General features: G+C 34.6%; 14 protein-coding genes. All 14 read right to left on the bottom strand.

The window, feature by feature from the left end; genetic code table 11:
• Positions 1–314 precede the first annotated feature (314 nt).
• The 14 genes from HMPREF2811_RS04685 to HMPREF2811_RS04620 all read right to left on the bottom strand — a co-directional run bounded on the left by HMPREF2811_RS04685 (position 315) and on the right by HMPREF2811_RS04620 (position 14,176).
• Positions 315–620, bottom strand: coding sequence for a CsbD family protein (locus HMPREF2811_RS04685; RefSeq protein WP_071408314.1), 306 nt, complete (start codon positions 618–620; stop codon positions 315–317).
• 59 nt (positions 621–679) lie between these two features.
• Entirely contained in the window at positions 680–1,006 is a 327-nt protein-coding gene (locus HMPREF2811_RS04680; protein WP_071408313.1) for a hypothetical protein, read from the bottom strand.
• Between the two features lie 14 nt (positions 1,007–1,020).
• Positions 1,021–1,866, bottom strand: a complete 846-nt coding sequence (locus tag HMPREF2811_RS04675) for an HAD-IIB family hydrolase (protein ID WP_071408312.1) — start codon at positions 1,864–1,866, stop codon at positions 1,021–1,023.
• An 18-nt stretch (positions 1,867–1,884) separates the two neighbouring features.
• Positions 1,885–2,802 carry an aldo/keto reductase gene (locus HMPREF2811_RS04670; protein WP_071408311.1) on the bottom strand — a complete coding sequence of 306 codons (918 nt, stop codon included), beginning with the start codon at positions 2,800–2,802 and terminating at the stop codon, positions 1,885–1,887.
• 474 nt (positions 2,803–3,276) lie between these two features.
• Entirely contained in the window at positions 3,277–4,092 is an 816-nt protein-coding gene (locus HMPREF2811_RS04665; protein WP_071408310.1) for a MetQ/NlpA family ABC transporter substrate-binding protein, read from the bottom strand.
• Between the two features lie 14 nt (positions 4,093–4,106).
• Entirely contained in the window at positions 4,107–4,787 is a 681-nt protein-coding gene (locus HMPREF2811_RS04660; protein ID WP_071408309.1) for a methionine ABC transporter permease, read from the bottom strand.
• Positions 4,780–5,517 (bottom strand): methionine ABC transporter ATP-binding protein, encoded by a 738-nt coding sequence (locus tag HMPREF2811_RS04655; protein WP_071408308.1) that lies wholly within the window; start codon positions 5,515–5,517, stop codon positions 4,780–4,782. The genes HMPREF2811_RS04660 and HMPREF2811_RS04655 overlap by 8 nt, the downstream gene beginning before the upstream one ends.
• 422 nt (positions 5,518–5,939) lie before the next feature.
• Complete coding sequence (locus HMPREF2811_RS04650) at positions 5,940–6,683, bottom strand: alpha/beta hydrolase (RefSeq protein ID WP_071408307.1); 744 nt, start codon at positions 6,681–6,683, stop codon at positions 5,940–5,942.
• Positions 6,684–6,792: 109 nt separating this feature from the next.
• Entirely contained in the window at positions 6,793–7,410 is a 618-nt protein-coding gene (locus HMPREF2811_RS04645) for a hypothetical protein (protein WP_071408306.1), read from the bottom strand.
• A 22-nt stretch (positions 7,411–7,432) separates the two neighbouring features.
• On the bottom strand, positions 7,433–8,983 hold the full coding sequence (locus HMPREF2811_RS04640) for a type 2 periplasmic-binding domain-containing protein (RefSeq protein ID WP_071408305.1): 1,551 nt from the start codon (positions 8,981–8,983) through the stop codon (positions 7,433–7,435).
• 42 nt (positions 8,984–9,025) lie between these two features.
• Entirely contained in the window at positions 9,026–9,928 is a 903-nt protein-coding gene (locus tag HMPREF2811_RS04635) for a carbohydrate ABC transporter permease (protein ID WP_071408304.1), read from the bottom strand.
• Between the two features lie 10 nt (positions 9,929–9,938).
• Entirely contained in the window at positions 9,939–10,850 is a 912-nt protein-coding gene (locus HMPREF2811_RS04630; RefSeq protein WP_071408303.1) for an ABC transporter permease, read from the bottom strand.
• Between the two features lie 13 nt (positions 10,851–10,863).
• Positions 10,864–13,140, bottom strand: a complete 2,277-nt coding sequence (locus HMPREF2811_RS04625) for a glycoside hydrolase family 31 protein (RefSeq protein WP_084801942.1) — start codon at positions 13,138–13,140, stop codon at positions 10,864–10,866.
• 10 nt (positions 13,141–13,150) lie between these two features.
• Positions 13,151–14,176: a LacI family DNA-binding transcriptional regulator gene (locus HMPREF2811_RS04620; protein WP_071408301.1), complete on the bottom strand. Its 1,026-nt coding sequence runs from the start codon at positions 14,174–14,176 to the stop codon at positions 13,151–13,153.
• Positions 14,177–14,434: the final 258 nt, after the last annotated feature.

Genomic DNA, 14,434 nt, shown 5'->3' with positions numbered 1-14,434 from the left:
CGCAGATTGAGACCACTCAACCACTGTGCTATAAAACAATTTGATGCAAACAAACTGAACTTTTAAAGTTCTTCTCAACATCAAGCAAAAAATAAATTGATTATTCTCCATTTCAATCGCCCCTGTGCGTTGTAGAATAGCGATTATCAAAATATAAAATGCCGGTTAAAAGTGCCTGAGCTTTTGTTCATCTTAATAAAAAAAGACTGGAAAGAAATCATTGAGATGCTCCCCATAAAGTAGACTTATTATTTATAGTATCTACCGTACGGGGCCATTCACATTGATTTCTGCCCAGTCTCATTTTTTTAAAATTATTTTTTGTCTATAAGGTTTTTGACCCCGTCTACAGCGCCTTTAACAACATCCTTTACTTCTTCTGCAGCATGCGCTACAGATTCAACTGCTTCTGCTGCTTCATGTTTTAAGTCAGTAGAAGTTGCTTTTGCTTTAGCTTGAACATCTTCTTTCGTCGCTTCTGCTTTATCCATCGCATCTTGGGCTTTATTTTTTAAATTAGCTCCAGTTGCTTCAACTTTACCTTCAACTTCAGTTTTTTTGTTGCCTGTTACTCGTCCAACTAATTCTTTTGCTTTTCCTGCTAATTCTTCTAATGACATAAAAACACTCCTTTAATTGTGATTAACTCTATTATAACGGATTTAAAATAAAATACCTACTAATTAAAATAGTTTTCGATAAATTTATCCATCTGATCTTTATCACGGGCTTTTTGTGCAGCCGAAATATTCGTCGGATTGAGGTATATACGTAAGGCCTCTTGTGACGTTTCAGTAAACGCGACAATCGCCTCGCCTTCATCTTCATCGGTCATACGTTTAACTTCCGGATATTGTTTAGACAGTTCTTCAATTAAATCTTCTGCTACTGCCTCTCTTAAAACACGGTACATTTCCGCCTGCGGAGCCGGTATCATATAGGCATCTACCTTTACAAAATCCTCGGCATCCTTATTCTTTTGTTTTTTTACTTTTTTACTCGCCATTAATTTATTTCCACCTAACGATTCATTTCATATTGATCCATAAATTGAGCATCGGGTTCCTTGACTAATCGCTCCAAAATATCGATAACCGCTTGTTCTTCATTCGAGCCGATTTTATATTGACAGTGCAAGGCTAAGTCCGTATCCGCATTACTCATAGCGACGCTATATTTAACTTCCTTCATCATCGACTCATCGTTTAAACTATCACCAAAAGCCATCACTTCTTCTGGTTTAATTTGATAACGTTCTTTAAAAAATTGGATTGCACTTCCTTTACCACCTTCATAATGGTAAGCATCAACCCAATCATCACCACTTGTTACCACTGATAAATCTGCAAATTGATCACTTAATTCTTTCGCAATGACTTTATTACGAGCTAATGAACGTGGACTAAAAATAGCAATTTTAGTTGCCACTTGATCTTCAGGAATTTCTGAAAAATCTTGAACAATTTTATATTCATTATTATATTTCAATATTTTTTCAAAACCGATTCCCTCTGAGACATTCATATAAGAAATCTCGCCAGTACTAATACAAATAAAGAAGTTTTCTTTTCCTTCAAAGTAATCACAAAGCTTTAAAAATGTTTGACGTTCGATGCCGATTACTTGCTCAACTTCATGGTCACACATTATAAAGTTGCCATTATCACCAGCTAAATGAAGCTTTTCTAAAACGGATGGAGAGAAAAACTCAACAATCTTATGATAAGAATTGCCGGTGGCGATACAAACCATCACGCCTTGTTGGGTTAATTGTTCCACTACCGCTTCAAATCGTTCGACATCATAAGTCTTATCAGCTCTCAATAATGTTTGATCCAAATCAATTGCTACTAATTTAATCGACATTCATAATCCTACTTTCTTCTAAGGTAATTCATTGCCAGCACTCAAATAAATATCATACCATTCTGGTCTAGATAATGCTACTTCGGTTCCGGCCGCCATCTTCGTAATTCTATCAGGGTTCATTGAACCGACAATCGGTTGCATATTAGCTGGATGACGTAAAATCCAGGCCATGACCATTGCTTCAAATGAAACCTCTTTTTGCTCAGCATACATTCCTAAAGTGGTCGTTAATTTTTGATATTTTGGATGTTTCATAAATAACCCTTGCCCCAAGTCCACTTGGAATGGTGACCACGGTTGAATCGTCATTTGTTGCAAACGACAGAACTCCAATAAGCCTCCTGTATGATTAACGGATGGTTCATTTAGCATATTGACATTGAGTCCTTCATCGATCAGCGGTGTATGTGCCGGCCCAAATTGTAATTGATTCACATCGAGCGCTTGATCGACGTAATGTTGTAATAATTCAATTTGTGCACGATTTTGATTACTTACACCAAAATAACGGACCTTGCCACTTTCATATAGATGATTAAACGCTTCCGCTACTTCTAATGGTTCCATTAATGTATCAGGACGATGTAATAATAAAAAGTCCAAATAATCCGTATCAAGACGTTTTAAAATACCCTCAACTGATTCTAAAATATGTTCTTTCGAGAAGTCAAAGTACCCTTTACGAATCCCCACTTTTGATTGTAAGATAATACCCTCACGTTTAATGCCGGCAGCTTTTAATCCTGCCGCAAATACTTCTTCCGATTGTCCACCACCATAAATATCAGCATGGTCAAAAAAATTGATCCCAACTTCATAAGCTGCCTTAATGACTGCGGCCGCTTCTTGTGTCGATAAACTTGCCATACGCATACATCCATGAGCTAATTGACTTGCCTCTAATGATGATGAGCCGATTTTAATCTTTTTCATAAACTTGTCTCCTCATTTAATCTGATAATATTAGTTTAACACATCATTTTTTAAATATCTTTAAATTAGCGTGAAAATCATGTCAAAAAATTTGTAAACCTGATGTAAAGATATACGGCTAGGCATAAACTTTAACAATTCTTTTTGGTTCCATTTATTTCTTTAGAGCGCAGTGGGAATGGGCAGACGAAGTGAAACTCATTCAATTTTCTACTTCTTGCCCACTCCCTTCATTTGAGATTTAAACTCGCTGACAACATCTTACATCAATCCTATATTTTATGAAAAGCCAAAACCAATTACCAAACAAAAAAGAGCAAGACAATATAGCAGTCTTTTGTGCTATATCGTCTTTGCTCTCGCTAAATTGTTTACGTTACCTATCAATGGGCTTACTTGCAAATTTGCTGTTATATTAATAAATTCAACATTCATAAGCAAGTGTTATTGTATCTAAAATTTTACTGACAATGCTTATTCTGCTACTTCAAAAGCTGGAATTAAATGTCCTTCTTTAGATAATTCGTCAACAAAATCATAAACTTCTTGTGAAGTAAAAGCTTTAACTAATGCTTTAGTAGCATCAGAATCTTTGTCTTCTTCACGGACAACCACTTGTAAAGCAAAGGTATTCTCTGGATCTTTTTCTAACATTAAAGCATCACTTGTTTTTAATCCAATTTTCGCAATATATGTTGGATAGTTGAAAACTAAATCTACCCCATCTTCATAAGCTGCAGTTAAGTTTAATAAATCAATTTCAGTAAAGGTTAAATTCTTTGGATTTTCTTCAATGTCATCAATCGTTGCGGTATGATCTGTTCCTTCTTTTAGTTTGATAACGTCATAAGAATCTAAAATTAATAATGCACGTGCCATATTGGTTGCATCAGAAGGAATCGCTACTTCTGCCCCATCTTCAATGTCTTCAATTGATTGGTACTCAGGCGCATAAAAACCTACAACTGGATTATAAATGGTTTGTACCGCTACTAAATCTGCATCATTAGCCTCATTATACATTTCCATAAAAGGGGCATGTTGCGCAAAGTTAGCATCCACTTCATCATGGAATAATGCTTCATTGTATTGGATATTGTCTGACACTTCGACTAATTCAATTTTGTAAGGTGCTTCAATAACTTCCCCTGCAATTTCGACAATATCAGTCATCGGTGGTAAGTGAGAAGCAACTTTAATAACCACTTCATCCTCAGCATTTACCGCTGGTAAATTAAATAAACTTAACGCACCCATTGTTGCTAAAAATAATTTGAACTGTTTTTTCATTTTTTATCCCCCTCTTAATTTATACGCTTATCAAAATGTTTGGCTAATTTAAAACCAACCCATTGAATTATTTGCACTAATAAAATCATGACTACAATCGCAATATACATGATGTCGGTCTCATAGCGTTGATAGCCATAACGAATCGCAAAATCTCCAATACCACCACCACCAACCACTCCCATAATGGTTGAATACGAAAGAAAACTTACAAAAGCTGTCGTAAATCCAATCACTAGAGAACTCTTGGTTTCCGGTATTAAAAAATATCTTACTAATTGAAATGTCGTTGCCCCCATTGACCGAGCTGTCTCAATAATCTCCGGACCTAACTCCAATAAAGATTGCTCAACAAAACGGGCATATAAGGCAACTGCAATTAACATTAATGGAAACGAAGCGGCAATGGGATCGCCTGTTGCGCGTCCATATACTTTCCTAACAATAGGTTGTAAAGCGACAACTAGTAACAGAAATGGAAACGAACGGACAATATTAACAAAAGCGTTTAATATATTATTGATTAATTGATTTTCAAGCGGTTTACGTTTGGCAGTTAAATAAAGATAAATCCCCAAAGGTAAGCCTAAGACGATGGCGGCAGCACAAGCTAACAGCATCATCGTTCCCGTTTCAAACAAGGATTCAACTAGTTTTGGTAAATATTTGGTCATTCTCGTTAAAAATTCATCCATCTGCTAACACCTCTTTAACATATTGTGAATAGTTGGAATGAGGTGAAAGTTCATTGTTCGGTTGATTTTCAATAATTTCTATCAATCGTCCCTTTTCCATGATACCAATACGTTGACAAATCGACTTCATGATGGATAATTGATGCGTTACTAAGACCATCGTAATGGCATATTGTTGATTAATATCTTTTAAAATACGAACAATTTCCTGAGACGTCATTTCATCCAACGCACTGGTAGGTTCATCAAGTAATATTATTTTAGGATTAATGATTAAGGCTCTAGCAATCCCTACCCGTTGCTTTTGCCCACCTGACAATTGACTTGGATAATGATGTCTTTTATCATTCAATCCCACCGCTTCCAACACTTGATCAATGGTTAAAGGGTTGTCAAATGTGTGAAGTTTTAACGGTAACAAAATGTTTTCTTCTACTGTTAAATTATCCAGTAAATTGAATTGTTGAAAAACCATGGCGATATCTTTACGCACCTTACGCAGTGAGGCCTCTGATAGCTGATTAATCCGATTACCATCGACCATCACTTGCCCTTCATCCGGTTGTAATAATCCATTAATAAATCGAAGCACAGTTGATTTACCTGCACCACTTTGCCCGATTAAACCAAAAATTTCGGATTGATTAATCGTTAAATTTAAATCAGACACCGCTGTAAGAGTCGTGTGGTTCGCATTAAAACGTTTCGTAACACCCTCTAATTGAATCAATTAATCACCCTATTTCTTTATTTTGAATTAGCTAACTCATTTGTCATTATAGCCCATTTATAACTAAAACACAAACTAAAAATATAACAGATTTTACTATTAATTAAAACAGCATTGTTTGTGAAGTACTTCCTAAAATAAAACGTTTCACTAACTTATTTATAGGGATTATGATTAAACTAATATTCATAAATTTTAAAGCGTTCGATAACAGAATCAGCACATCATTGATACAAATAACACAAGAGATTAACCAGTAACCACTGTTATTTATTTCGCCTTAGTCCGCAGTGTGACTCTCGCTTAAAATAACCTATCGTTTGCTAAAAATATAACTTCACAGACACGGATAACCAACATCTATAGTGTATCAATAACTAACCTCTCACATCATGATACTTCTGGACAGCTTACTTTATCGATTATTCAGCTACTAATTGTTGAATTACCGGCTCAATCACTTGATTCCAATAATCCCAATTATGATCGCCTTCTGTTTCATAAAAGTTAACTGTTATACTTTTTTGCTTTAACCAGTGGTAAAAGTTTTTGTTATATTGATAAAAATCATCTTCTCTGCCGCAATATAGTTCTATTTTAGGCCATTGTTTAACACACTTTGCTAAGACAGTTAAATCCAGCTCTTGTTCAATTTCACTAGGTGTTTTACGAATGAAAATATTTTTGAGCGTTGGTGGCAGTTGTTGATAATCTTGATAATCAAGATCGTCCATCCCTCTCGCAATAATACGACTCGACATACCCGTAATTTTACTAAAGATATGCCCGTATAAAAATCCTAATCGTAAAGCCCCATAACCTCCCATCGATAAACCAGCTATCCAAGTATCTTCTCGCTTATCCGATAAATTAAATAATTGCCTCGTTTCAGCAACTAAGTCTTCGGCTACCATCTTACCGTATGATTCTGCTTCACTAAAGTCAACATAAAAACTATTTTCACCATTGGGAAAAATTATCGCGATATGATATTTTTCAGCTAACTCCAGCACTCGCGTACGCTTAATCCAATCATCATGACTCCCACTCCAACCATGAAGAAGATATAATGTTCGCAATGGCTGCTGAGTATTTGGAATCATCGCATTGTAATAAACCTGTCTATTTAAGTTTTTAGAAAAGAAACTCGCTTGAACTAACGTCATAAAATAACCCCTTTCGAATTGGTTCATAATACTCCACTTTTATATTACAAAAAATACCACTAAATAGATATTAAAAGAGCCGACCTAGGGGATCGACTCTGGTAGTTTGCTACAACTTGTTATCACTATCGCTTGGCTTAACCTCTTCAATTTCGATAGAATTCTGAATATTTGTTAGGAGTTTGGCATTAAATTTCGCTAAAATAACGAAGCCAATTAAAACAAAAATAGAAAGCGAAATATAGAACCCTAAATAAGTTGTTACTGAAAGAAATAAGCATAAAACATTAATGAACAGTAGAAATACTACTTTCAAAGGAAAATTGGTCATCAAAAAAAGAGAGACGGTCAATAAATCCTTATTCTCAAGTTGTAACTTTCCATTGGTTAATGGCATTAAAAGAATAAACAATAATAATATTAAACCTACTATGAATTGAACCTGTTTTAATATAGTAAGCGGGAATACTACATTCATTCCAAAAATAAGTAATAATACAACTATGCCCAAAAACATGACCTTCATAACCGGTTTCATAACTTTTTTCCAATATTTAATATAATCTTGGAAAACATAGCCGTAAATCCCCTCACTTTCCATTTCCATTAAAACCAAAGCTATCCATGAAATAGGGATAGTAATCAAAGGCAGACATGAAAGGATAAAAATGATATTTAACATGACCATATCAAACAACTCATTCAATATTTTGAACAGACCTTTCATTCTCTCACCTCTTTTTTTATATTTATTCCCCTAAAGCTTCTTGGTAACGATCAAATGCTGTATTCATAATCCCTTGGAAGTCTTCAAATCCCATCTGATTTAATTGTTGTAAATAAGTTTCCCATTCATCCTCAACTCCACCTTCGGTCACCCACTTAGTTGCCATTTGAGAGGCATAACTACTTAAGTCGATGTACATCGTAGATAAACGACCAATTTCATCAGCTGTATATGAAACACGTGGGAATGCTGGTAATGCAAACTCTGCCAATTCTTTATCTAATTCTAATTTCAATCCATCACCTTGTGTATTGTCAATCTTTACTTTATCGTTGAAATCGTCCCCAATATATTTTGGACCGAAATCTCGCAATGAGTTTACCCAAGCAGAAATATCGGCTGTTTCTCCACCAACTGGAGGTAAAACTTCATAAGTACCATCTTCTTTTTTCTCAGTTGCTACACCAAAAGTTCCATAAAAGTTTTGAATTGAAGCATCTTCTGTATACCAAGTATCTAACCACTGTAATAATTTTTCGGGATTTTCAGTATCTTTTAAGATAAGAAATTCATTTCGGTTATAATTTAAGTGATCTGGATCAGATTCAACGTATCGATTGCCATCTGGACCTTCTAAAGCTGGTAGTGCCACGTATTGATCAGAATTTTGTCCAAATAAAGCATCAGCTGTCCAGCCTGAAGACACTCCAACACGAGCTGCCTCGGTATCTTGACGTTTTGCTTCAGCCATAGATGTATCCTGAGTAAAGATTTCTGGATCTATTAATCCTTCTTCAAAAGCTTCATGCATTTTAGCAACTCCTTCCTTATACTGTTCCATAGTACGAGTATAAGCAGGTTTATCGTCAATTAAGGTCATGTCATATTCATAACCATGGCGAACGCCAAATGGTAAGATAAATGTATAAATTGGATCAAAGTTTCCTCCCCCAAATGGAATTTCATCCTCTTTATCTCCGTTTCCATTTGCATCTTCATCACGGAATGCACGTAAAACATCAATAAACTCATCGTAAGTTTGTGGCATCTCTAATCCTAGATTATCTAACCATGTTTTATTGATAAACAATTGATTACCGACAATTGGACGCATTGGTAATTTAGTGGGCAAACCATAAATATGACCATCAGGCGCGGTAGCAATTGCACGTAATTTTGGTTCTTTTTCCATTGCAGCTGTTAAATTAGGCATATGTTCTGCAATTAAATCTTCTAGCGGTAAAAACATCGCTGCATTTTGCATGATTTCAGAATCTCCTAATGCATTGGAGCCTAAAAATGCATCCGGCATATCTCCTGAAGCCATTAATACGGCTTTTTGATCTGCCCAATCAGCATTTACATAAACATCCCAGTTAACTTTTAATCCAAAATCTTTTTGACTATCTGTTACAAATCCATTAGTAAAATCCATTCCCCAATCCGACCAACGAACAGTTGCAATCGTATATTCTTGTTCATCTTGAGCAAATACCGTCGTAAAATCACTTAAACCTGATACCATCATTCCTGCAGACATTAAAATCATCATTTTTTTTAAAGTTTTTTTCATTTTTATTTCTCCTGTCAAATTATATTTTAAAATATTAGGCAACTATTCTTTTAAGGCACCAATCATAACACCTTGATTAAAATATTTTTGTAAAAATGGATATAACATCATAATAGGTGCTGTCGAAACCACAATGGATGCATATTTCATCATATCAGCTAAAGCTCTTAATTCAGCTGCTAAATTCCCTGCAGATGTACTCTTCATTAGTACCTGATTATTGATTAACATTCTACGTAGAATCAATTGTAAAGGTTGTAAATCTTCATTACGTAAATATATTAAAGCATTAAACCATGAGTTCCAGATTCCAACGGCTGTCCATAATCCAATAACTGCTAAAACAGCTTTAGATAAAGGCAACACCATTTGGAAGAAGTAGCGAATAACACCACTACCATCTATTTGAGCTGCTTCCCATAAACCATCTGGAATATTATTTTGGAAGAATGTTCTTACCACGATAATATTAAAAGTTGAGACTGAGAACGGTACAATCATGACCCAAATTGTATCAACTAACCCTAACTTATTGACCACTAAATATGTTGGAATCAATCCTCCACCAAAAAACATTGGTATAATATAAAACCAAACTAAATATTTATGACCTAACATCTCCTTTCTTGTTAATACAAAGCCCGCTGGAATATTAACAAATAAAGCAAACAAAGTTCCAGCAAAAGTATAAAAAATTGTGTTTAAATAACTTCGCCAAATAAGTCTTTGTTCAAATAATTTTTCGTAACCGTCCAACTTCCAAACTTTTGGCCAAAACCAAACATTACCATTCGCTACATCTGCCGGATCACTGAACGAAGCAATAATCACGAACCAAAGTGGATAAACAATTAATAACATTAAACCAATTGCAAAAGCATAAACAAAAAAATCAAAGACACGTTCTGAGGTTTTTTTCTTTTTCTTCACTTTAATAACTTTCATGTCAAACCTCCTAGAATAAACCTGAATCAGTGGTCTTCTTAGAGAACCAATTCGCGCCAATCAATAGAATCAAATTAATTACAGTATTAAATAATCCAATAGCGGTCGATAAACTATACTGCATACTCTGCATCCCAATTTTATAGACGTAAGTAGAGATAATTTCACTACCAGCTAAGTTCATAGTGTTCTGTAGTAAAAACGCTTTCTCGAAACCGATATTTAACAATCCTCCCATACGTAAAATTAACATTATCATTGCAGTAGGTAATAATAATGGGATATCAATATGTAAAATCTTCTTAAATTTCCCCGCACCATCCATCGTTGCAGCTTCATAATACGTTGGATCAATTCCTGTAAGAGCAGCAAGATAAATAATGCTGTCCCATCCCACATGTTGCCAAACATCTGACCAAACATAAATATCTGCAAAACGATTAGGGCTTGAAAGAAGATTAGGTAACTTAATACTAAATTTTTCTAAAATATTAGCTAACAGACCACTAGATGGGGATAGAAACATAATAATCATCCCACACATAACCATAGTCGAAATAAAGTGAGGTAAATAAGTTACAACTTGAAACACCTTTTTAAATCGTCCATTACGCATCTGATTAACCATCAGTGCTAACATAATCGGCAGTGGAAACCCTACCAAAATACTATATAAAGAAATTTTTAACGTATTCTTTATAGTAATTGGGAATTGATAAGAATTAAAAAATTGCTTAAAATGTTTAAATCCTACCCACTGACTATCAAATACACCCAAGGCAGGGAGATAGTCTTTAAACGCTAAGACTATCCCACCCATAGGTATATAAGCAAAGATAAATAAGAGAATTATCGATGGTAATGCTAATAAGTATAATGGTAAACTAGCTTTTAATTTCTTTTGAAACAAACTTTCGCCCATAATGTTCTCTCCTTTATGAATTTAAAATATAAATTAATTCAAATACGGCTGCTTTTAGATCTTCTGAATCGATGGATTGAATAATTGATAAGTATTGTAAGTCTGATTTATTCCCATGGAATTTAAACCATAATTTTTCTTTATCCCAATACTTTACTTGGGCTTGGTTCAAGATTTCAAATAGACGTTGCTCAATATCTTGCTTCTCAATTTTCTCAAATCCCAACAGTTCAATTTTTGCTGAATCCGTCATTGAAATTGTCACCGTATTCAATTGTTCATCTGCTATCGCTGGATACCCTTCAACTTCAAATGCTTCTGTCGCTGAGAATACTAAATGATGTTGACGCCCTTCTGGTAAAATGTTTTCTGGATCATCAATCGTTAAACTTAAAACGCCATCTTCTACCACAACGGTTGTAACAGCACGATGATGGTCTACTTCTTCAATGAGTTCAAATTGATTGTTTGGTCCTGGATAAATTTTCCAAGTGATATCTGTTGGTAAATCATGTCGCATATTCTCAACGGGTTCTAAATCCAATGGAAGAATAGCGCCCGCTTTCGCAAACACTGGCATTTCAGATAAACCACGATAAATATCGAGTGATGCGCCACCTTTATATCTTAAGTTCGTATGAACATCGTACCATTCACCTTCAGGGAAATAGATTTTTTCCTTACTCATTTTAACATCTGGTAATAATTTCGAAGTAATAGGTAACACTAACAATTCTGTACCAAAATAGTATTCATTGTCGTATTTATAAACTTCAAGATTATCAGATTCCTCATAATACAATGGGCGAATTAAAGGAATGCCTTCTTCAGCAGTTAATACGTTAAATGTATAGAGATAAGGTAATAGTTCATGACGTTTTCTTAAATAATCCGCAATAATCATCTCTTCCATTAACGGATAACTCCAAGGTTCTTTACCTGTAAATAGACTACTTGAACTATGAAGACGATTAATGGGACTAAACACACCATACTGCACCCAACGCACCATCAATTCATCATCACGGTAACCATTCATATGTCCACCAATGTCATGACTCCACCAAGTATACCCAATATTAGTTGCGGTTGAAGTCATATACGGTTGAAACTGTAAGGAATCCCAAGTAATAAATGAATCGCCTGAAAATCCTATTGGGTAACGATGGCTACCTGGTCCGGCATAACGTGATAGAATTAAGGGTTCCTTTCCACGTTCTTCCATATCTTTAAAATGATAATGATTCAACAGTAACAACGGATCTAGTCCATTAATTTCAGTTCCTTGTTGCCAATCAATCCAGAAGAAATCAATCCCTTGATCTTCTAATGGATGCATCACATCTTTAAAGTATGCCTCTCTAAACGCCTCATCTGTAAAATCAAAAATAGCAGGTTCTTCAATCTCGGTATTTAAATTTAATCTTTTAGCAACAGCCGGATAACAATCTTCATAAGCACGTATCCCATCAGCCGGATGAAGATTAATGGAAATAGCTAGTCCTTCATCATGAAGCCACTTTAAGAATCGTTCGGGATCTGGGAAGTAGTCTTTATTCCAAGTATAGCCTGTCCAAGAACTGCCAAAGCGTTCCGGAATTTGTGTCAAATGCCAATCCATGTCAATGACTGCCACAGATAATGGAATATTCTTCGCTTTAAAAGTCTCGACCAATTCTTTGTAAGATTCTTCAGTATACTTCCAATAACGACTCCACCAGTTTCCTAATGCATAACGTGGTAGTTTTGGTGAGAAACCTGTTAATTTAAAGTAGGTTTGCAGACCTTGATTATAATCATGCCCAAATGCCAACGCATAAAGATCAATCGAGTCAAAATCCTTACGAACAATATCCCCTTCTTCATTTATAAATTGAGAGTTGGAATCATCTAAAATGGTAAATCCTTTAAAACTCATCACGCCGTCTGCCAAAGGTATCGCACCATCTACTTCGTCTAAAGTACGCGTTGTCCCTTTTAAATTAATAAATCCATCACCATAATACCAACGATTACCATGGGGTAAGAAAGCGAAATTAAAATCGATATATAAACTTTTCTTAGAGAATGGTTGTTCTTTTTGGTAATAAAGATGGAATTTAGGAGAGTAAATTTCCAAAATCTCCTCAGTTTCAACAACATTATATTCAATCTTATCTATCTGTTCGATTTCACGATTAATCACACTTTGGGTTTTTGAATCAACAAACGTTCCCATTTCTGAATATTCTAAACGTACAACTTCATTACTCAGTAATGAAATACGATACTTTTCGCCAATAAATTGCATTTTCAACCTCCTACATTTGTTTAACACTTTCTCTTACTTCTAATTCGCCATCCATAATAATGGTCTGTTGCATATTCTCTTTTGGTGTACCTTTAATTGGCACCATAATCTGACCAAGGGCGATCTCGCCTTTTAAATTTTGGAAAAGATTCATCGTTGTTAACTTAGGTGAGATCAGTTCTGAAAACTGAATATTATCAAAACTAATGACCGAACAATCATCCGGTAAAGAATAGCCCTGTTCTTTTAATTGAGAAATTAGCTGAATCGCTAGTAAATCAGCTGTTACAATAATCGCGGAATATTGATCGATATGTTCAATCACTTTATCTAATTGATCATTATAAAAGACATGCTTAGAATTAAACGCTAAACCATGTGAAACTAAGCCTTCTTGATAACCTGCTAAACGTTCCTGAATAACACCATATTCGTTTAAATTAACACGATAGGTCAAGAATGCAATATCATGGTGTCCTCTTGAAACCAAATGACTGACTAAATCATGTGCTATTTTTTTATCATCTGAACGTACAAAATAGAGATGCTCTTTATCTTTTAATTCTCTTAGTTCAGTTTCATCATAATAGGTATCAATAAAGGTAATAGGTTCTTGAATAATTTTCATAGCCTCGATCATGGTTTGCTGATTAAACCCCACTCCTATAAAACCACTGAACTGCCAATTATTTCTAATGACACCAATATCGTCGACCGAGTTAATGGTTTGAATTAAAACAAAATAATTCTCTTTACGACTAATAGTTTCAATTCCTTCTAACAACTGTCCAGCAAATGGGTCGTTAAAATTATAAATTTCTTGATCAGTGTAAAATAACAAGCCGATTAATTTAGAAGATGAATTGACTAATGCTTTTGCGTTCATATTCGGAGTATAATTATATTCTTTAATAATGTTATTAATTTTATCAATTGTCTCTTGAGACACTTTATTCGTGCGGTTATTCATGACATTTGAAACGGTTGTCACGCTCACATTCGCTAATTTCGCTATATCTTTAATAGTGATTTTCACTTTGTCACATCCCTTTCAAATTGTTAGGTTTAACGTTAAACCTTTTGGTATAAAATTTAGTACTTAATAAAAATTAAGTACTTTTCGATTTAGGTTTAACGTTAAACTTAAACTTTCAATTACATGATAACGATTTCTTTTGCGCTTGTCAATAGTTTTTCTAAATATATTTAAAAGCACTTACGAAATCGATAAAAAATAATGGTATAAGAAAGCGAAAGTATAATTGGCTCTATACTTTTTGGTGTGGATTTATAG

The organism is Globicatella sp. HMSC072A10, assembly GCF_001811625.1.
Classification (GTDB): Bacteria; Bacillota; Bacilli; order Lactobacillales; family Aerococcaceae; genus Globicatella; species Globicatella sanguinis.
Note: the sequence above shows the minus strand (reverse complement) of the source record. Positions and strands in the feature narration are given on the sequence as shown.